The sequence below is a fragment of the Streptomyces sp. ID05-26A genome (genome assembly GCF_033794685.1).
Classification (GTDB): domain Bacteria; phylum Actinomycetota; class Actinomycetes; order Mycobacteriales; family Pseudonocardiaceae; genus Lentzea.
Genome location: NZ_JARAYZ010000005.1, coordinates 466,973 through 486,264, shown reverse-complemented (window position 1 = coordinate 486,264; position 19,292 = coordinate 466,973). Strand labels below are relative to the sequence as shown.

19 protein-coding genes and 1 tRNA gene are annotated in these 19,292 nt (G+C 66.2%); 10 read left to right on the top strand and 10 right to left on the bottom strand.

Annotated elements, in window-relative coordinates:
• Positions 1-11: 11 nt before the first annotated feature.
• Positions 12-1,688 carry an energy-dependent translational throttle protein EttA gene (gene ettA, locus PV646_RS36970; RefSeq protein ID WP_093605757.1) on the bottom strand — a complete coding sequence of 559 codons (1,677 nt, stop codon included), beginning with the start codon at positions 1,686-1,688 and terminating at the stop codon, positions 12-14.
• A gap of 272 nt (positions 1,689-1,960) precedes the next feature.
• Positions 1,961-2,356, bottom strand: coding sequence for a single-stranded DNA-binding protein (gene ssb / locus PV646_RS36965; protein WP_500346953.1), 396 nt, complete (start codon positions 2,354-2,356; stop codon positions 1,961-1,963).
• A gap of 253 nt (positions 2,357-2,609) precedes the next feature.
• Between ssb and PV646_RS36960 the strand changes: the two genes are divergently transcribed.
• Genes PV646_RS36960 through PV646_RS36950 form a run of 3 tightly spaced genes read left to right on the top strand, consistent with a single transcriptional unit; the run spans position 2,610 to position 4,942 of the window.
• Positions 2,610-3,215: a TetR/AcrR family transcriptional regulator gene (locus tag PV646_RS36960; RefSeq protein ID WP_500346952.1), complete on the top strand. Its 606-nt coding sequence runs from the start codon at positions 2,610-2,612 to the stop codon at positions 3,213-3,215.
• On the top strand, positions 3,212-4,135 hold the full coding sequence (locus PV646_RS36955) for an ATP-binding cassette domain-containing protein (protein WP_500346951.1): 924 nt from the start codon (positions 3,212-3,214) through the stop codon (positions 4,133-4,135). The genes PV646_RS36960 and PV646_RS36955 overlap by 4 nt, the downstream gene beginning before the upstream one ends.
• Positions 4,136-4,144: 9 nt before the next feature.
• The gene (locus tag PV646_RS36950; RefSeq protein WP_500346950.1) at positions 4,145-4,942 is read left to right on the top strand and encodes an ABC transporter permease; all 798 of its coding nucleotides are present in this window, start codon (positions 4,145-4,147) and stop codon (positions 4,940-4,942) included.
• Here the strand turns inward: PV646_RS36950 and PV646_RS36945 are convergent.
• Positions 4,939-6,870 (bottom strand): bifunctional copper resistance protein CopD/cytochrome c oxidase assembly protein, encoded by a 1,932-nt coding sequence (locus tag PV646_RS36945; protein WP_500346949.1) that lies wholly within the window; start codon positions 6,868-6,870, stop codon positions 4,939-4,941. The genes PV646_RS36950 and PV646_RS36945 overlap by 4 nt on opposite strands.
• A gap of 35 nt (positions 6,871-6,905) precedes the next feature.
• On the opposite strand from PV646_RS36945, the gene PV646_RS36940 reads away from it, so the two are divergent.
• Positions 6,906-7,430, top strand: coding sequence for a hypothetical protein (locus tag PV646_RS36940; protein WP_500346948.1), 525 nt, complete (start codon positions 6,906-6,908; stop codon positions 7,428-7,430).
• Here PV646_RS36940 and PV646_RS36935 read toward each other — a convergent pair.
• On the bottom strand, positions 7,408-8,571 hold the full coding sequence (locus PV646_RS36935; RefSeq protein WP_500346947.1) for an MFS transporter: 1,164 nt from the start codon (positions 8,569-8,571) through the stop codon (positions 7,408-7,410). The genes PV646_RS36940 and PV646_RS36935 overlap by 23 nt on opposite strands.
• Positions 8,572-8,643: 72 nt before the next feature.
• Between PV646_RS36935 and PV646_RS36930 the strand changes: the two genes are divergently transcribed.
• The 3 genes from PV646_RS36930 to PV646_RS36920 all read left to right on the top strand — a co-directional run bounded on the left by PV646_RS36930 (position 8,644) and on the right by PV646_RS36920 (position 11,610).
• Positions 8,644-9,723, top strand: a complete 1,080-nt coding sequence (locus PV646_RS36930; protein ID WP_500346946.1) for a LacI family DNA-binding transcriptional regulator — start codon at positions 8,644-8,646, stop codon at positions 9,721-9,723.
• Between the two features lie 129 nt (positions 9,724-9,852).
• Positions 9,853-9,925: transfer RNA gene (locus tag PV646_RS36925), tRNA-Arg, on the top strand.
• Between the two features lie 113 nt (positions 9,926-10,038).
• A complete protein-coding gene (locus PV646_RS36920; protein ID WP_500346945.1) occupies positions 10,039-11,610 on the top strand; it encodes a tyrosine-type recombinase/integrase in 1,572 nt (523 codons plus the stop codon).
• A 5-nt stretch (positions 11,611-11,615) separates the two neighbouring features.
• On the opposite strand, the gene PV646_RS36915 is transcribed toward PV646_RS36920, so the two are convergent.
• Positions 11,616-12,305 carry an NUDIX hydrolase gene (locus PV646_RS36915; protein WP_500346944.1) on the bottom strand — a complete coding sequence of 230 codons (690 nt, stop codon included), beginning with the start codon at positions 12,303-12,305 and terminating at the stop codon, positions 11,616-11,618.
• Between the two features lie 722 nt (positions 12,306-13,027).
• On the opposite strand from PV646_RS36915, the gene PV646_RS36910 reads away from it, so the two are divergent.
• The 3 genes from PV646_RS36910 to PV646_RS36900 all read left to right on the top strand — a co-directional run bounded on the left by PV646_RS36910 (position 13,028) and on the right by PV646_RS36900 (position 15,150).
• On the top strand, positions 13,028-13,252 hold the full coding sequence (locus PV646_RS36910; protein ID WP_500346943.1) for a hypothetical protein: 225 nt from the start codon (positions 13,028-13,030) through the stop codon (positions 13,250-13,252).
• 71 nt (positions 13,253-13,323) lie between these two features.
• The gene (locus PV646_RS36905) at positions 13,324-14,271 is read left to right on the top strand and encodes a Scr1 family TA system antitoxin-like transcriptional regulator (protein ID WP_500346942.1); all 948 of its coding nucleotides are present in this window, start codon (positions 13,324-13,326) and stop codon (positions 14,269-14,271) included.
• Positions 14,272-14,307: 36 nt separating this feature from the next.
• A complete protein-coding gene (locus PV646_RS36900) occupies positions 14,308-15,150 on the top strand; it encodes a DUF5753 domain-containing protein (RefSeq protein ID WP_500346941.1) in 843 nt (280 codons plus the stop codon).
• 191 nt (positions 15,151-15,341) lie between these two features.
• On the opposite strand, the gene PV646_RS36895 is transcribed toward PV646_RS36900, so the two are convergent.
• The 5 genes from PV646_RS36895 to PV646_RS36875 are packed head-to-tail and all read right to left on the bottom strand — an operon-like array spanning position 15,342 to position 19,254.
• The gene (locus PV646_RS36895) at positions 15,342-17,501 is read right to left on the bottom strand and encodes an FtsK/SpoIIIE domain-containing protein (protein WP_500346940.1); all 2,160 of its coding nucleotides are present in this window, start codon (positions 17,499-17,501) and stop codon (positions 15,342-15,344) included.
• Positions 17,494-18,321: a hypothetical protein gene (locus tag PV646_RS36890; protein ID WP_500346939.1), complete on the bottom strand. Its 828-nt coding sequence runs from the start codon at positions 18,319-18,321 to the stop codon at positions 17,494-17,496. Before PV646_RS36890 ends, PV646_RS36895 begins: the two co-directional genes overlap by 8 nt.
• Complete coding sequence (locus PV646_RS36885) at positions 18,318-18,647, bottom strand: hypothetical protein (protein WP_500346938.1); 330 nt, start codon at positions 18,645-18,647, stop codon at positions 18,318-18,320. The genes PV646_RS36890 and PV646_RS36885 overlap by 4 nt, the downstream gene beginning before the upstream one ends.
• Positions 18,644-18,985, bottom strand: a complete 342-nt coding sequence (locus PV646_RS36880) for a WhiB family transcriptional regulator (RefSeq protein WP_500346937.1) — start codon at positions 18,983-18,985, stop codon at positions 18,644-18,646. The genes PV646_RS36885 and PV646_RS36880 overlap by 4 nt, the downstream gene beginning before the upstream one ends.
• Complete coding sequence (locus PV646_RS36875; protein ID WP_500346936.1) at positions 18,979-19,254, bottom strand: helix-turn-helix domain-containing protein; 276 nt, start codon at positions 19,252-19,254, stop codon at positions 18,979-18,981. Before PV646_RS36875 ends, PV646_RS36880 begins: the two co-directional genes overlap by 7 nt.
• Positions 19,255-19,292: the final 38 nt, after the last annotated feature.

The following is a 19,292-nucleotide window of genomic DNA, read 5'->3' as shown; positions in this document are numbered from 1 at the left end:
CCGTTGCCCTCTCAGTCCCGTGTCAGCTTGCGGTACGTGACTCGGTGCGGCCTCGCGGCGTCGGCACCCAGGCGCTCGAGCTTGTTCTTCTCGTAGCCCTCGAAGTTGCCCTCGAACCAGTACCACTTGGACGGGTCCTCGTCCGTGCCCTCCCACGCGAGGATGTGCGTGGCGACGCGGTCGAGGAACCACCGGTCGTGGGAGATGACCACGGCGCAGCCGGGGAACTGCTCGAGAGCGTTCTCCAGCGAACCGAGGGTCTCGACGTCCAGGTCGTTCGTCGGCTCGTCCAGCAGGATCAGGTTGCCGCCGAGCTTGAGCGTGAGCGCGAGGTTGAGGCGGTTGCGCTCACCACCGGACAGCACACCCGCGGGCTTCTGCTGGTCCGGGCCCTTGAAGCCGAACGCGCTGACGTACGCGCGGGACGGCATCTCGACGTTGCCGACGTGGATGTAGTCGAGTCCGCCGGACACGACCTCCCACACGTTCTTCTTCGGGTCGATGCCGCCGCGGTTCTGGTCGACGTAGGACAGCAGCACCGTCTCGCCGACCTTCACGCCACCGTCGTCGGGCTTCTCGAGACCGACGATGGTCTTGAACAGCGTCGTCTTGCCGACACCGTTCGGGCCGATGACGCCGACGATGCCGTTGCGCGGCAACGTGAACGACAGCCCGTCGATCAGGACCCGGTCGCCGAAGCCCTTCTTCAGCTTGTCGACCTCGACCACGACGTTGCCCAGACGCGGGCCCGGCGGGATCTGGATCTCCTCGAAGTCGAGCTTGCGGGTCTTCTCCGCCTCGGCCGCCATCTCCTCGTAGCGGTCGAGACGCGCCTTGGACTTGGCCTGGCGGGCCTTGGCGCCGGAGCGCACCCACTCCAGCTCGTCCTTGAGGCGCTTCTGCAGCTTCTGGTCCTTCTTGCCCGAGATCGCGAGACGCTCGGCCTTCTTCTCCAGGTACGTGGAGTAGTTGCCCTCGTAGGGGTGGGTCTTGCCACGGTCGATCTCGAGGATCCACTCGGCCAGGTTGTCCAGGAAGTACCTGTCGTGGGTCACGGCGAGCACAGCGCCGGTGTACTGCGCGAGGTGCTGCTCCAGCCACAGCACGCTCTCCGCGTCCAGGTGGTTGGTGGGCTCGTCGAGCAGCAGCAGGTCGGGCTTGCTCAGCAGCAGCTTGCACAGCGCGACACGGCGGCGCTCACCACCGGAGAGCTTGGTGACGTCGGCGTCCGGCGGCGGGCACCGCAGAGCGTCCATCGCCTGGTCGAGCTGCGAGTCGATGTCCCACGCGTTCGCGTGGTCGAGCTCCTCCTGGAGCTTGCCCATCTCCTCCATCAGCTCGTCGGAGTAGTCGGTCGCCATCAACTCGGCGATCTCGTTGAAGCGGTCCAGCTTCACCTTGATCTCGCCCAGGCCCTCCTGGACGTTGCCGAGGACGGTCTTCTCCTCGTTGAGCGGCGGCTCCTGCTGCAGGATGCCCACCGTGTAGCCGGGGGCGAGGTAGGCCTCACCGTTGCCGGGCGTGTCCAACCCCGCCATGATCTTGAGCACGCTCGACTTGCCGGCGCCGTTGGGACCGACCACACCGATCTTCGCGCCGGGGTAGAACATGATCGTGACGTCATCGAGGATGACCTTGTCACCGTGCGCCTTGCGCACCTTTTTCATGGTGTAGATGAACTCGGCCATGGCGGCGATCGTAGAGCGGTGCCCAGAGGCTCCTGACCTCGGTCGCCGACAAGCGGCCGCCCACCCCTGGAACGAGCGTCACGCGACTCGGTGACCAGCCCGTTCCATTCGAACGTGAACGACCCTCGGCGATCGGTCCTCAGCGGCTCCGATCTACGAGCTTCCCTCCTTCTTCGTGGTTCGCAGTAGGTACATCTTGTCCGGCGCACGGTGCACGATCGGGTGGGTTCCCCGAAGTACGGCTCTCGTTTGCCCCGAACGGCTCAAGACGCCTAGAACGGAATGGGCTCCTCGGCCGCATCTTCGGCGGACCGCGGTTCAACGACGGGGACGGAGCCCAGTGACTGCACCCGGCTCAAGTCCAGCCCGACGTGTGACGCGTCGATGTTGAACGCCTGCCGTTTCAGGTCGTCCTTCTCGTAGGTGCGGATCCGCAACTTGCCCTGGAGGATGACGGGATCGCCCTTGGACAGCGTGGTCTTCACGCTGTCGGCCAGCTTGCGCCAGCACGAGACGCCGAGCCACAGGGTCTCGCCGTCCTCCCATTCGCCCAGCGCCGTGTTGTACCGGCGCTCGGTCGAGGTGACGCGGAAGAACGCGTTCGTCCTGCCGTCCTCGCCGTGCTTGTACGTGATGTCGCTGACGACAGTGCCAACAACGGTGATCACGGTGGAATTCCAGGACATCGGGCTCGCCTCCAGGTCGCGGGGTCGTGGTCCAGGTTGCTCCGGAGGCGGGTGGCCGGGACGGGGCGGCGGAGGATCTGTGGACAACTCGCGGGTTGTTGACAGGTCGAGATCTTGAACGGCCACGAACCCCGGAATTGTCGGGGGTACGTGCTAGGGCGGCACTCAACCGAATCCGAGTGAGTGAGCGCCCACTCATTGACATGAGTGAGGACTCACTCATACAGTTGCGGACGTGTCAGAGGAACCTCGCCGCCGCCGCGCCCCCGCGATGAGCCCGGAAGATCGCCGTGAAGCGATCGTCCAGGCCGCGCTGCCGCTCGTCGTGAAGGCCGGCGCGAACGTCACCACCAGCCAGATCGCCGCCGCGGCCGGGATCGCGGAAGGCACCGTGTTCCGCGTCTTCAAGGACAAGGCGGAGTTGCTCGACGCGTGCATCCAACGCGCGCTGCACTCCGACGAGGAGGTCGCACGCCTCGCGGCGATCCCGGCGGACGTGCCTCTCGAAGAGCGGCTCACCGCGGGCGTCGCGACGTTCAGCGGCTACCTCGACCGCATGTGGGGCGTCATCGGCGCACTGCGCGAGTCCGGCTACCACCCGCGCGACGAGGACCACAAGAAGCACAAGGGCCCACCGATCGGCATGCAGCAGCTGTCCGAGGCGGTCGCCGGTCTCTTCGGTGACGCCGACCTGCGCGTCAGCCCCGACCTCGCCGGGCGGATGTTGCTCGGCGCGGTCTTCACGAACCGCATGGGCTCGGGTTTCGGCCAGACCGAGGCCGAACCCGGCGCCATCGTCGAACTGTTCCTGCACGGCGCGCTCAAGGGGGAGACAAAATGAGTGAGCTCATGATCGAAGCCCACGAGGTGAGCAAGAAGTTCGGCGACGTGAACGCGCTCGACGGCGTGAGCGTCACCGCGAAGAAGGGCACCGTCCTCGGTCTTCTCGGCCACAACGGCGCCGGCAAGACCACGCTGGTCAACCTCCTCACCACGATGCTGCCGCCGTCCAGCGGCACCGCGCGGGTCGCGGGGTTCGACGTCGTGAAGCAGAGCCACGAGGTCCGCAGCCGCATCGGCCTGACCGGCCAGTTCGCCGCCGTCGACGAGCAGCTCAGCGGCCACGACAACCTCGTCCTGATCGCCCGTCTGCTCGGCGCCAGCCGCGGGCAGGCCCATCGGCGCGCGGACGACCTGCTGGAGCAGTTCGACCTCACCGACGCCGCCAAGCGCAACGCCAAGACCTACTCCGGCGGCATGCGGCGGCGTCTCGACCTGGCCGCGTCGCTGGTCGGCAACCCCGAGGTGCTGTTCCTGGACGAGCCGACCACCGGCCTCGACCCGGCCAGCCGCCTCTCGATGTGGGAGATCGTCGAGAAGCTCGTCGCGGACGGCACGACCGTGCTGCTCACGACCCAGTACCTGGACGAGGCCGACCGGCTCGCCGACCAGATCACCGTGCTGTCCCACGGGAAGGTCGTCGCGTCCGGCACGAGCGCCGAGCTCAAGGCCCAGGTCGGCCAGCGCACGGTCACCGTCACGCTCGACTCGGTGTCCGAAGTGGACCTCGCGTTGAAGGCCGTCAACTCCGTGGGGCTCCACCCCGTCGCGGAAGGCCTCACGCTCACGACCCCCGTCAGCGCGTCACGCGACCTTGCGACGGTCGTGCGCGCGTTGGACGACAACGGCTTGGAGGCGCACGAAATCGGCCTCAAGGAGCCCACCTTGGACGACGTCTACCTCACGCTCGCCGCGAACTAGGGGGAAATCATGGCGACTCTGACCTGGCACGGCAGCAGCTACCCGACGCAAGTCCTGGTCCTGACGGGCCGTTCACTGCGCGCACTGCTGCGCACGCCCGCACTCGTCTTCTTCAGCATCCTGCAGCCGTTGATCATGCTGACGCTGTTCAGCCAGATCTTCGGCAGCATCACGTCGACGGCGAACTTCCCACCGGGCATGAGTTACATCAACTACCTGCTGCCGGCGATCCTCGTGAACACGGCGATGCAGTCCTCTCTCGCGTCCGGCATCGGTCTCGTGCAGGACATGTCGAACGGTGTGCTCGCACGGTTCCGTTCGCTGCCCATCCGACCGAGCACGGTTCTGTTGGCACGCAACCTGTCCGACGCCGTCCGCACCGCGTTCCAGCTGGTGCTGATGATCGCGTTCGGCATCCTGGTGTTCGGCTTCCGCCCGGACGGCGGCATGCTCGGCACCCTCGCCGCGCTGGGTCTGGCGCTGGTCGTCGGATGGGCGCTGAGCTGGGTGTTCATCGCGATCGCCGCCTGGGTGCGCAAGGCCGAACTCATGCAGACCGTGGGCTTCCTGGCGATGTTCCCGCTGATGTTCGCGTCCAGCGCGTTCGTGCCGATCAACGGCCTGCCGGGCTGGTTGCAGGCGATCGCGAAGGTCAACCCGCTGACCTACGCGGTCGACGCCGCCCGCAGCCTCGCGCTCGCCCACCCCGTCACGGGAGTGGCCGGCGCGCTGGTCACGAGCGGTGTGATCGCGGCGATCGGCGCGTTCTTCGCGGTCCGCGGCTTCCGCAGGCCCCTGTCGGTCTAACCCTTCTCGGAGATCTTCCGCAGCATCGCGTTGTAGGCCTCGAGGTCGGCGTCCCCATCGGCGTCGGCCTTGCGGTCGTACCGCTTCGCGTCCCGGCCGTCCTGCCGCGCCCACTGCGTGAGCAGGGCGACCATGACCACGAGCAACGGGATCTCCCCCGCCGCCCACGCGATGCCACCGCCGAGACGCTGGTCCTCCAACAGGTTCTGCACCCACGGCAACGCCAGGCCGCGGTAGAACTGCTCACCGATGACCGTCGCGGAGCTCATCAGGATGACGCCGAAGAACGCGTGGAACGGGATCGAAGCGAACAACAGTCCCAGCCGACCGAGCGGCGGCAGCTTGTTCGGTGACGGGTCCACGCCGATCACAGGCCAGTAGAAGACGTAGCCCGCGAGGATGAAGTGCGCGTTCATCGCGAGGTGCGCCCAGTGGAACGGCAGCGCGGCCTCGAAGAGCCCCGAGAAGTACAGGGCGTAGAAGGAGCCGACGAACAGAGCCAGCGCCACGAACGGGTTCGTCAGCAGCCGTGCGACCGGTGAGTGCACGAAGGCCAGCACCCACTCTCGCGGACCCGGCACCTCCTTGTTGACCGGCAACGCGCGCAACGCCAGCGTGACCGGTCCACCCAGGACAAACAGGATCGGCGTCAGCATGGACAGCACCATGTGCGCTTCCATGTGGACGCTGAACATCGCCGGCGAGTACCGGCCCATGCCCGACGACGTCGCGAACAGCAGCGAGAAACACCCGCACAGCCACGCGACGGTGCGGCCCACCGGCCACTTGTCGCCGCGCTGGGTGAGCCTGCGCACGCCCAGAACGTAGAGCAGGGCCAGGGCCAGGGCCGCGGTGCCGAAGATCAGGTCGAAGCGCCAGTCGAACAGGATGGCCGCGAGCGTCGGCGGTCCGTCGAGGTCGTACCCGATCGCGATCTCGGTACGGCTGGGCAGTTCGCTGCTGCCACCGGGAGGGGGCGTGCGGGCCAGCGCCACGGCCAGGCCGATGGTGAACATCATCAGCAGGATCTCGACGCCGGCGAGCTTCAGCAACGCGTGCGGCTTGCCGTCGGCCACGCCCTTCACGCCACGTTCGCGCTGGAAGTAGCCGAACACGCCGAGCAGCAGCAGGCACGCGAGCTTGCCGAGCGTCAGCCAGCCGTAAGTGGACGTCACGAGGTCGATCGGCGTGATGCGCACCAGGGCGTTCACCACGCCCGAGACGGCCATCACGATCCAGCAGACCAGCGCGATCTTCGAGAACCGCGCCGCGGCGAGCGGGAGGTGCGCGCCACCACGCCTGCCGTGCGCGAGCAACGCGATCAAGCCGCCCACCCACAGCACTGCGGCGACAAGGTGGAACAACAGGCTGTTCGTCGCCATGTCGTGCGAGCCACCGGACGACGAATGTCCCGTGACCGCAACCGGAACCAACGCGAAGATGGCACCGAACAGCAGGACAGTCGTCCATCCCCACGACAGCACCAGACGGCAGCCCAGCGCGAGCAACGCCACGATGATCGCCGTCAGCATCCATGCCTTCGACTGCTCCAGCAGCATCGCCGTCGCGACCATCTGGCTGAAGGTGAACGAGCTCACCGGACGGTCGATCGCGGCCGCTGTGTTGAACGGCACCGACAGCAGTGCACCCACGAGCCACACGAGCGCGAACCACCCAGCGGTGCGCATCGCTGCGTAGCCGTCCGCTGCGAGAGTGCCGGACTTCTGCGGTGGCACGAGGAACGCCGCCAACAACAACGAGCCGATGGTCACCACCGCTCCCGTCTCGGTCAGCACGCGCACGATCAGCAGCCCTGCCGGAGGGTTGCTCTCGATCGAGCTCAGCGCGACGGCGGCGAGCGAGGCCACCGCGAAGCCGATGACGACGAGGGGCACCAAACCCGTTCTGGTGGAGCGTTCGATTGGCACGCCCCGGAGCCTACGACCCTCTAGTGTTGCGCCGTGTGAGACGTTCTCCCCTTCTCCTGCTCGTGCTGCTCTCGCTGACCGGCTGCACGTACTCCATCCAGGGCGAACCCATCGCGGCACCGCTGCCCCCGCTCGCGATCGCGACGGCGCGCAAGACCGCGGGAGTCGACCCGTGCGCCCTGGTGACGGAGAAGGACCTCAAGCCCCTCGGCACGCTCAAGTTCAAGCCCGTGCCGCGCACCGAACTGGCGAACTCGTGCCTCTTCACGCTCAAGGAGGGTCCGTACGTGCTGGTGGCGGTCCCCTACCGGTCGTTCGACGAGTCGAAGAAGTCGCAGCAGGAGGGCCGTGAGGTCGAGACCTCGAAGCACGCCACGTGGCTCAGCTGCACCAGGCCGGCCGCGGACCAGGACCTGGTGTGCTCGGCCACCATCGCCGTGACGCGCGGGGAGTCGTTGCTGGTCGCCCTCGGCATTCCCGGTGCCGCCACCGAGAGCACGGCGAGAAAGGCGCTGGAGCCGCTCACCCTGGAGGCGCTCAAACGGATGCCGCCTGCCTAGCGGCCCGCCTGGCCAGCAGGGTCGTCGGGATGATCAGCGCCGTGACGAGCGCCACGAACCCGAGCGAGACCACGAGAGAGCTGACGTGCGCGAGCCCGCCCACGATCGGCGGCCCCGCGAGAAATCCGGTGTAGGCGATGGTCGTCACCAGTCCGAGTTGACGTTCGCCACCACTGCCGTCCGCGCGTTTGCCCGTCTCGCTCGCGAGGTCCATGACCACGGGGAACGAGAACGCGAGACCCAGCCCGGCCAGGCCGAACCCGAGGTAGCCCGCCGCCGGGTGGGGCACCGCGACCGCGAGCGCCAGGCCCGTCGCGGCCAGGCCTCCCCCTGTGGCGAGCAGGCGGTGCGGGCCCAGGCGGCGTTGGATCGGTTCGCCGAACCACCGTGCGAGCGCCATCGTCACCGAGAAGACGGCATAGGCGTAAGCACCCGCCGCGTCACCCATTCCACGCTCACGCACCATGAACAACGCCGACCAGTCCGCCGCCGCCCCTTCCGCGATGGCGCTGCACAGCGCGATGCTCGCCAACAGCCAGAGGACAGGACTCTTGAGCACGGGCGCGCGTTCAGCGACTTCTTCCCTATGACGCTCCCCTACTCCTCCGGGGATGCTCTTCGCGATGAGCGCGGTCACCAAGAGACCTGCGAACGCCGCCAGCAGGAAGTGCTTCATGGGCATCCAGTGCGCCTGAGCGGCGGCGGCGCTACCCAACGACCCGATGAGCCCGCCCACGCTGAAGCCCGCGTGGAACTGCGGCATCAACGGCCGTTGCAACGCGCGAACGACGACAACCGCAGCCATGTTCATCGACACGTCCATCGCCGCGATGCTCGCTCCCAGTGCGACGAGCGTCAGTCCGAACTGCAGCGGTGACCGCGATAACGCAAGCACGGGCAGAAGCAGCGGACTGAGGAGAGAACTCGCTATCAGGACCCCACGCGATCCGTAGAGCGCACAGATCCGTGCCGCCAACGGCGCCGTGAACGCCAGCCCGACACTGGCACCGAGCAACGCCAGGCCGAGGCTGCCCACCTCCGCGCCGATCTGCTCGGCAAGCGCGGGCACGCGGGAGGCCCAGGTGCCGAAGACTGCGCCGTTCAAGAGGAAGACGACGAACGTGGCCAGCCGTGGGGACATGCGCTCCAGCATGACTGAAGCGCTTCAGCAGCGCTAGCGGGCGAGGCGCGATCTCTCGCATACGATGCGTCCGTGGACTCCGACCGCCGACGCAGGCCGACGCTGGACACCGTCGCCGCGGCCGTTGGGGTCTCCAGGGCAACGGTGTCGAACGCGTACAACCGGCCGGACCAGCTGTCGTCGTCGTTGCGAGAACGCATCCTCGATACGGCGCGCTCCCTGGGCTACGCGGGCCCGGACCCGGTCGCCCGATCGCTCGCGACCCGCTCGTCCGCCGCCGTGGGTTTCATGCTGCCGCAGGGCCTGTCCGGCGCGTTCTCGGATCCGGCGCTGTCGATCGTGCTCGACGGCCTGGCCTCGACCGTCGACGGCCACGACCACAGCCTCGTGCTGATGCCAGGGGACTCCACGGGCGGTCCGCGCCCATCGATCGTGTCGCGCGCACAGGCAGACGTGATGGTCGCCTACTCACTGCCCGACTCGGCCCCGGCCCTGGACGCCGTCGCAGCCCGCGGCCTGCCCCTCGTGGTGATCGACCAGCCGGTCCTGCCGGACTCGGCGCGCGTGGAGGTGCAGGACTACACCGGCGCGTCCGCCGCCGCGTCACACCTCTTGACACTGGGACACCTGCGGTTCGGCATCCTGACGTTCGCACTGCACCCGGACGGAGTATCCGGACCGGTCTCGCACGAGCGCCGTTCGGCCGTGCCGTTCCGCGTGAGCCGGGACCGCCTGGGCGGCTACCTCGACACTTTGGAAAAAGGCGGGGTGGAACCGGACAATGTTCCGGTGTGGGAGGCCCGCGGCAGTGATCGCGAACTCGGACGACTAGGCGCGCGGTGGCTACTCACCCGCACGCCCCGCCCGAGCGCTCTGCTGTGCACGTCGGACCAACTGGCCTTCGGAGCCCTCCAAGCGGCGCGCGACCTGACGTTGACCGTCCCGGGAGACATTTCGGTCGTCGGCTTCGACGACGTCCCCGAAGCGACCTACAGCGACCCGCCGTTGACTACCGTGCGTCAACCCCTGGCCGACAAGGGCCGCCGAGCCGGCGAACTGGCACTGAAGTTACTGGCCGGCGGGAGACCGCCTCGGCCCACGAGACTCGGCGTTTCCCTCGTGGAGAGAGCCTCAACGGCCCCACGAACGTGATCCGCATCACGTTTAGACGGATTTTATCACCCGTTTGGTCGTAGGGCGGAAACAGTCGATCGACTCCGGACGATGTGTCCGGTGGGGGCACCGGTGGCCACGTCTCGTGGTCACTTTCGCACCCCTCCAGCCTCTGTAGCTCAGTGGAGAGAGCGAGGGACTTCTAATCCCGAGGTCGCAGGTTCGAATCCTGCCAGGGGCGCTGGAAAACATGGCCGCTGACCTGCATAGACAGGTCAGCGGCCACTTTCGTTCTTGATCTTAACCCTCTTTCGTGGAGCCAAACGTGGAGCCTCAGGGTCGTACCCTGGCTCCATGAGCCCTCGGAAGACCCCCTCCAAGCCCCAGCAGCGGGGCGAGATCCTCCCGCTCCCCAGCGGCTCGCTGAAGGTGCGCGTCTACGCCGGGAGAGACGCTCTGACGGGCAAGAAGCACTTCCTCACGGAAACCATCCCGTCCACCCACCCCGAGCTCGCTAAGGAAGCGGAGCGGGTACGCACGAGGTTTCTCAATCAGGTGGACGAGCAGCGTGGTCCGCGAACGAGCGCGACCGTGGACAAGCTCATGGACGACTACCTGGAGAAAATCAACGTCGACAAGAGCACGCGCCTCGGATACGAGTCGAAGATCCGAAACCACATCAAGCCCCTGATCGGGCATGTGAAGGTCGCGAAGCTGGACGCTCACACGATCGACTCGTTCTATGCGACGTTGCGCGCTTGCAGCGCTCACTGCGGCGGCAAGGGAAAGTTCATCGAGCACCGAACCAAACGGGACCATGCGTGCAACGAGAAGTGCAGGCCGCATAGCTGCGAAGGCCTAAGCGTCTCGACCATTCGGCAGATTCACTCGATCCTCGGTGGCGCGTTGAAGCGAGCCGTCAAGTGGGACTGGCTCCGGGTGAATCCGCTGGACCAGGCAGAAGCGCCTCCGACGCCCACGCCTAACCCTCACCCGCCCGAGCCCGAGGAAGCGGCCGCCGTCCTCAACGCGGCGTTCCGCGATTTCACGTGGGGCGTGTTCGTCTGGCTCACGATGGTCACGGGTGCACGTCGCGGAGAGATGTGCGCGCTTCGATGGAGCCTCCTCGATCTGGACCGGGCGGTGCTTCAGATCAAGACGAGCATCGGCCAGGAAGGTAAGGAGACCTGGGAGAAGGACACCAAGACGCACCAGCAACGCCGAATCGCACTGGACCAGGAAACGGTGGCGTTGCTCCGCGCGTATCGCCAGCGCTGCGAGGAAAGCGCGAAGGAGTTCGCCCAGACGATCGAGCGTGACGGCCGGATCTTCTCGAACTCGGTCGACCACAGCACCTACTGGAAGCCGGACACCGTGTCGCAGCGGTACTCCCGGCTCTGCGACAAGCTGGACATTGACACCGATCTCCACTCACTGCGGCACTACTCGGCCACCGAACTCATCGGCGCGGGTGTGGACCCACGAACCGTGGCTGGACGCCTAGGGCATGGTGGCGGCGGTGCCACGACATTGAAGGTCTACTCAGCCTGGGTCTCGGAAGCGGACCAGCGCGCGGCTGGAAATCTTCGAGGCAGGATGCCGACCGTTCCCGTGACCATCGACGTGGACGGTTCGGCCACCACGACCGTGGAGCCCGAAATTCGCGGCCCTTACCAGCAGATCGCCGCTGACTTGCGTGGCGCGATCGTGTGCGGCGCGCTGAAGCCAGGTGACAACCTTCCGACGGTGGTCGAACTCTGTCAGCGCTACAACGTGGCGGCAGGAACCGCGAACCGCGCAGTTGCCGAACTGAAGGCCGCAGGGCTCGTCACAGCGAGCCGAGGAAAGCGCGCGGTCGTGGCCCCGCTGAGTGAGTCGAGCTTCGCGAACGTGGTCAGCCTGAAGAGCAAGCGCGCGGGCAAGTAAGGCAGTTACAGGTCCAGCGCCTTCAACACCGGCCGATAGATGCGTTCGGCGGGGATGAGCCCGACCAAGCTGGACTTGTCCACCCACATGACGTCGGCGTTCTCGAAGTCGTCCACGTTCTTCGCGACGCCGGCGACGTAGTCACACAGCACGTAGTCGCACAGGACCCGCGTAGCCGGATGCAGCCGCGTCCCGAGTCCCCCGCGCACAACGCAATGAACATCGGTCTCGCTGAGCGTCTCGCGCACGGCGATCGTTTCCGGAGCAGCGCCCGGCTTGACCATTCCGGCCGGAAACTGCCACGAGGTCGTTCCAAGATCGTCTCCGCGGCGGCGAACAACGAGAACTTCAGACCCTCTCAACACCACCGCGATTGCGACCCGCAACGGGTGGCTGTCGGCTTGCCGGGCGGTTCGTTCGGGCGGCGAGAGCAGTTGAGAGATCGGCAGGTCGAAGATGCGTTCCAGTAGCCGAGCGTTTGCCGGGCGCATCGATCCCAGCGGCGTTCCGTCCTTCCGGACTCCAGCGACCAACCTCAGTAGGTGCCGCACGCTGAGCGTGCCTGGCTCATCGTGAGTGCGCGCAAAGTCCATCGCATGCTCCACGAATTCCTCGTAGGTCATCTTCAGACCGGTCTTGATCCGTTCTTCGAGCACCGTGCGTGCCGGTGTCTCCGTCAACGTCGTCCCGGTCATCCGAACCTCCCCGCCACCGTGGCACCCAAAAGGCGCGCATATGGCACCCGCGTGTCATGTTCAACCACCTGGGTCAACGTCAGGCTTGATTTCAGTCTGGCACAGACCCGATCCAATCGGGTCATTCGAGTGCCTCGTTCACGCGGACAGAGGCGGGTGGTTGACGGTGTGGAGCGAACTGGCCAAGGACGCCGGCGGAATCGCACTCTTCGTGCTCTGGCTCGCACTGCCACTCGCATACGTGGCTGTGCTCGGCCGTAGGTATGTGCGACTAGCTCGTGAGGCAGCACAGGATGCCACGTGGGCAAATGAGGAAATTCAAGCCGTCTTGGAAGACCTCCAAGACAACGAAGAGCCGGACGAGGGCGATCCACCCACTGTGCCGACTGCGCGCACGGAAGCCACCTGCGAACTCTCCCGAGTCCAACCAACAGAGCACGTCGGCAAGCACCGGCTCTACCGTTCAGAGGTGACGTCGTGCCCGAGGTGAATCTCCCGGTCCTTCTCGTCCGTCTCCGTCGTGGCGTAGTCGGCGAGACGCAGCGAACTTGCCACCTCGTTCCCACGCCTCCAGACGACACGGTGCCGCCTTCCCTAGTGGCTTACTGCGGCCTCGTGATCCAGCCCGGCACAGCAGAACTGCTGAGCGCACCGGACGGGATGCCGTGCGTCGGCTGTCTGTTCCGCACACCGCTTCCTCTCGCTCCGGTCAAGGAGATCCTGTGATCGTTGAGCGTCACTTCCGACTCGCACCACCGATCGACGACATGCTGTCGCGCGTCCAGCGGTACGCGAACCTTTCACCCGACGAAGCTCTGTCAGTGCTCGTCAGGTACGGGTTCGTCGCCTACCGCATGACCGTGTTTCACCAGTTCGGCATGGACCCACGCACCGGCTCAATCCTCGATCTTCCGATGCGGCCGGACCAGGACCACCAGCCCGATTGAAGCTGGTGCGGACCTCACCGCAACGTCTGTCCACAACACGGTTCACGAGTTTAAGAACAGGCTGATGACACATGGCACAGAAGCTGATCGCAGGGAGGGCGAGTCTGGACGTCCGGGCGCTGAGCCGGACCTTGCGGCGCTGGCGAACGAACAGCGACTTGTCCCTGTCGGAGTTGGGAGACAAGGTCAACTGTTCGGGCGCGAAGCTGTCGCAACTCAGCACAGCGGTCATGCACCCGTCTCCTTCCGAGGTCTTGAAGATCGGCACTGCTTGCGGCGTGTCCGACGAGGAGATTGACCTCTGCGCTCGCGTGGCTCAACGGGCTCTCGACCCTCAGACATGGGACCGCCTCAACGGTCACGCGTCCGCACAGCTGAAGTGGACGTCAGACGAGGTCCTGGAAGAAGCGAGCGAGGTCGTAATCGTGGCGGCCGATGTCCTGCCCGACATCGTGCGCGTCGATGCCTACGACCACGCCTTGCAAGAGGCCTACGAGGACGTGGACGATCTCGATCTCACTGTGCGACAGAGAGCGCTGAGGCGCTCAGCATTGACCGCGAAGGAAGCCGCGCGGCGAAGTGATCTCGAACGGCTGCGCGTCCGCCTGATAGTCGCGGAACCAGTGCTCAACGTCAGCCTCGGTACGCGCGTGATGTCCGAACAACTCGGACATCTGGAGGAGTTGAACCAACAGCCTGGGTTCAAGCTCTCGATCATCGACAGCGAGACACCGCCGTGCTTCGGCACCGGAGCATCGTTCACGGTGATGCGGTTCCTCGAAGAACGGTTCGATGATGTCGTGCTTCTCCGCACGCTGCATGGCGGAGACACCTGGCTTGAGCCCTCGATCGAACGTGCGCCTTACGAGCGCGCCCTTGCCGCGCTTGACGACGTTGCTCGCTCCAAAGAGGAGTCTTCGCGTTGGCTCAGCCGAGCACGGTTGAGGCTCCAGGAACCGTTGCCCAGCAAAGGTTCTGGATCTCATTTAAGCCTCATTTCCGATAAGCCGCGAACCTGAACCCAGTACCGCCACAAGCCTCCCAAGGAACCAGATATGCCCAAAAGGGTCTCCACCGCGCGTGGCCGCGAGTTCGGTGCGGGCGTGCGAGCAGCGCTCAACCAAGCCGGTCTGACCTCACGTGCCGCTGCTGAAATCATGGACTGGGACGAGGGCAAGCTCTCGAACGTGATCAACGGCAAGGTTGCGATCACTCAACTTGAAGCTGCTGTGCTGCTCGGTGCCTGCCGGATCGCCGCTGACGAGACCATGCATCTGCTGTCGTTGCATCCTGGGACTCACATGCGGAACTGGTGGCAACAGCACGGCACGTGTGCACCTATCCGCCATCGGACCTTCAACGAGAACCTCGCTTCAGCCGAGACGTTGGTCGACTGGCAGACGCACACGGTGCCGCTGCTCTTGCAGACAAACGACTACATGCGCGAGGCAGTACGAGCGTCTTCCACCGCGCCAGCAGTCGAACTGTCTCAACGGGTCCGAGAACGACTCGTGACCCAGCAGTTGCTACAGCGCGGCGTGAAGTGCACGTTCTACGTCCACGAGTTGGCTCTTCACCTTCGGGTCGGTGGACCTGAGGTCTATGCCGCGCAACTGCTTCACATCCTGTTCATGGCGAACCGGCCGCGAATCGTGGTTCGGGTCCTACCCGCGTCACTTGGCGCACACGCCGGCATGGCAGGACCGTTCACGCGGCTGACCTTCACTGCGCACGAACCGTTGGTGTGGGTCGAGACGGAGAACTCCAGCATCATCGCCGAAGCCAAGGACACGGTCTCGGGCTATGAAGAGGTCATCCGCTCTCTCAACGAGAACAGCCTGGACGAGGTTGAGTCCAAGGAGTTGATCCTTCACCTGCACGAGCGCATCGAACGCTGATCGGGCTGTGACACGTGTGCCGCGCCGTCTCTCAGAACGACGCGGCACACAGTGGTTTCCAGGGTTTGTGACGGGCTGGCCGTCACACCGTCGACCCGTCACAGCGGACGATCTGTGCTGGTAGGACATGGTTTTCACCCTGTCACAACGCATGTGACGGCGTGACGGCCATGCGGTCCGGTTGTGACGGGTCAGCCCTCGTCATCGGTGATCAGCTCTCCCTCGACCGCGTCGGCTTCGCGTGCGCGTTCTATGGCAGTTCGGATGTCGGCAATGAGGTAGCCGCGCACCTGCCGCACACGATCACCATCGACCACTCGATCACGTGTGGGTCGGCACCCGTGGCCAACCATCTCTCCCGCGAACGCAGCGGGTTCGACGTCCAGCGCTGCAACGAGTTCAGCAGTGGGCACGAACCCGCGACCGTTCCCGCCCAGCTCGTCAGCTAGGTACTCCACAAGAGATGCCAACGGCTCCGGCAGCTCTGCGTCGTCAAGTCGCTCAGCCTTAGCCGGGGCGCTGCCAATGGCCTTCGCGACGGCCGCGTGGTCGAGCGCTGGCGGCGTCTCATGTCCGGCGGCGTGGCCGGTGAGTGTTCCCTCCTGTTCACGAAGAACACGGCCTTGCGTACAGATCTCGCGCCAGTCCTCGTTGGGCATGTAGAACGTCCGCACGGTCAGCGCCAGCACGTCGGCCCCGGCTTGAGTCTCGCCGTCCGACCGCAGGATGCCAACGCCCTTGTGGGAGGGCAGCAGTCGGCTGGAGTCGTAGCCTCGGGTGTTCATCTGCTCCCCGAGGATGATGTTGCTGTCCCGCCAGTCCATGACCCGCAGTGCGAACCGCGACCCGAGTACCGCCCGCAGCCCAGACGGAATCGTCTTGCCGTCCGGGCGCTGCGTGGCCAACACCAGGATGACGCCAGCAGCAGGAGCCTTCTTGGCAAGCCACATCAGCAGTTCGCCGCAGTACTCCCCCGCTGTGAGTTTCTTCCCTTGGACCTCCACAGGTGTCCTGTCTTCCAACGGAATCTGGACCTCGTCCACGACCAAGGCAGTGATCGGCATCCCCAACGCAACGTCGCGGGACATGGCCGGGGTGACCTTCGACTCCGGGCACGTGACGTCGTCCAGGTCCTGCATCCGGCGATAGCGAGCCTGGACATCGGCAACCAACTCCACGAGCCAATCCACGAACGTCAGGACGTACTCGGTGTCATCTCCCGCCATGAACCGGTGAGCAACCTGCTCCGCCGCCTTCCAGTCCTTCCCGTTCTTGAAGTCGGCGACGTACAGCCGCACGTGGGGGTCCAAGATCAAGCCCGCGGCGGCCAGTCGTTCGGCCATTGTCTTTCCCTGCCTAGGAATCGCACCGATGAGAACCGATGTCCACACCAACGGCAGGTCGATCCGGCGACCCCGTGCGTCCGTTCCGAACGGCACCGGCCGCCACGCGTCCCATCGCTCGACCGCCAGCAGCGGCGTACGAACCGGTGGACCGGCGTACGGGTCCTCGTCGGCCACCCACAGCGCCACCCGACCGGCATGACCGCCGTTGCCACGAACGCGCTCCACGTTGAGCTGAATCTCGTCCACGGCGAGCGCGGACGCCAGCGCGTCCCGGTTCTTCACCACGTCCACGGCCTTGCGCGTGGCGGGCAGGTCGACCGTGACCGCCCACCCTTCACCCTGCCGCGTTGCCCGGTGAACCAAGCGCAGCGTCTCGTCCTTGCCGATCAGCTTCGCGTCGCGAAAGGCGTCCACGAGAACCTGCGGGTCCATCGTCCACGTCAGCGTGCGCGGTCCTGCGAGCACCGCCCGCCGGCCTGGACTGCCATCGCGACGGCGACCCAGCACCGCTAGCGCCACGGCCACGACGGCCCCGGCGATCCACAGCGCACGCGGCCCGTAGAGCAACCACCCCACCATGCCCACGATCGGCACCACGGCCGAGACAGCCCCGGTGACCTTCCAACGGAACAGAGTCAGCGCACGAATGTCGGTGAACTTGTCGGCAAGCTTCTCCGACTCCTCAGCAGCCTCCCGGTAGTCCCGCACCGTCACCCACGAGCGCCACCACCGCGCCGCGACCACCAGGCCGCGCACCACCGCGCCGGTGAACCGGAACGGTGAACGCAGCAAGGCCACGGTCAGATCCTTTGCGGCCTGCACCGCGTGAACGCGATCCTTCGCCCACAGCGGCACGCGCGGTGAACGCAACCACGCGTTCACGAACCGCCGAAGCAACGAGGGTCGTGGCGCAGTGGCCGACTCGTTCACGAACTCACCTGCGAACACCGCCCGCACCGGCAAGTCACGATCGGCCCCGACGAGTTCCTGACCGTGATCACTCATCGGAACCACCGTCCACTTCGGCCTTCAACGCGGCCGACAGCCGAGACGACAGCCCACGTGAGCAACCAGTGACACCACGGACCCAAGCTGGACTCACGTCGACACCAGGGGACCAAGAGTCACGCGCGACAGAAAGATAGTCCGCGAACGAGACTCGGGCCGAAGTCCGCTTCTTGTTGCGTGGCTTGGGCTTCATAGACTCATGAACTGCCGTGCCCGGTGAGTCCGCAGTGACCGTGGTGTTCCGCGTAGACGCCTCCGTGAACGCCGCCGCGACGGCCTCGGTGAGCTTGTCCCGTAGATCCGTGACCGCCTCCGCCGCGACGAACACCACGAGCGGCGGTACCGAGTGCAGCACCACCCCGGACACCGAACCGGCTGCCCACGAGTGCCAGGTGTTCATGACGTAGGTGGCGGCGAGCGTGAACCACTTCGCCCGCCGCGTCCACGAACCCGTGCGCACCCGGTATCGCGCGGTCACCTGTTCGGCCCGCAGGATCGCCAGCAGCACCAGCGACACGGTCGGGTCGAGCAGCCATGCCGCCAGCCACGGCAGCGACCACGCCGGCGTTCCCGCCGCCGCGAACGACTGCACATTGGTCATGGTGAACCCGAGACCGAGCACGATCCCCGACCAGCACAACCGATCGACCTGAGCGCGCACCCGCTCGACCCGAAGCGCGATCACGTCCGGATGCGTCGCATACGCCCGCAGCTCCGCAGCCTCCGCCGCGTCGGCGGCGAGCCTCTCGGCTGCCGGTGCGGCGGGTGGCCGCCCGAAGGCGGCCACCCCTTCCCGAACCCTCTCCAGCGTCCTCATCGCCGCTCACCCCGGCCACGCGGACCTTCCTGCGCGGTGATCGTCAGCGCCTTCGTCAGCGTGTACGCCGCGAACAACGCGGGCAGGCCCAGTACCACGAGCAACAGCGTCGTGTCGCCGGGGTGCGTGATCACCACCCACTGCACACCCACGATCGCCCCGGCCATCAGCAGCACCCGTCCGGTCAGCGAGAGCAACCGAGCACCGGCACGCGCCGCGCCTGCCGCCGCCTTCGCCCGCCGGGCACTCGCCCGCCAGACCCACAGCAGCACCACGACCACACCCACCACAGTGAGGATCTGCGTCGGAGTCAGGTTGATCGTCATGACGACTCACCACCTTCACGGCGAGCACGCCACATGCGGAACACCTCACGGCGGTCGTCCTGCGACAGACCACCCCACACACCCACGGTGGCCTCACCGGCCGTGCGCAACTCCAGTTCCAAGCACACGCCCCGGACCGGACAGTCCGCGCACAACCGCGCGGCGGCCTCGCGGTCGCTGATCTTCTCCATCTCCCACTCCGGGCCGTCCTCGTTGGCCCACAACCACATGCACGCACCGTCCCGCGTCACGATCTCCAACAGGACCTCGTCCGGCACCTTCGCGTAGCGGTCGAGCTCCGCCGCCACCACCTCGTAGTAGTTCTCCGGGTTCACCACGCACCCCCGGACTTCTTCTCGAACTCACGAGCCGCACGCCGCTCAGCGGCAATCCGCGCGGGGTCAACCAGGCCACCCGTTGCCGTCGCCTCGTCCAGCAGCCGCTCAAGTGCGACGGCGGGCACGACGTAGCGAGTACGCAACTGCACGGCCGGGAAGTCGCCCTCCCTGATCACTCGATAGAGGGTGGAAGGCGCAACCCGCAGAATCCGGGCGGCCTCTCGGACTGTGTAGAACGCCGGACGAGCGTTCTCGGTCTTCTCGTTCATTGGATTGGTTCCCTTTCGAACGCAAAGCTGGATAGTTT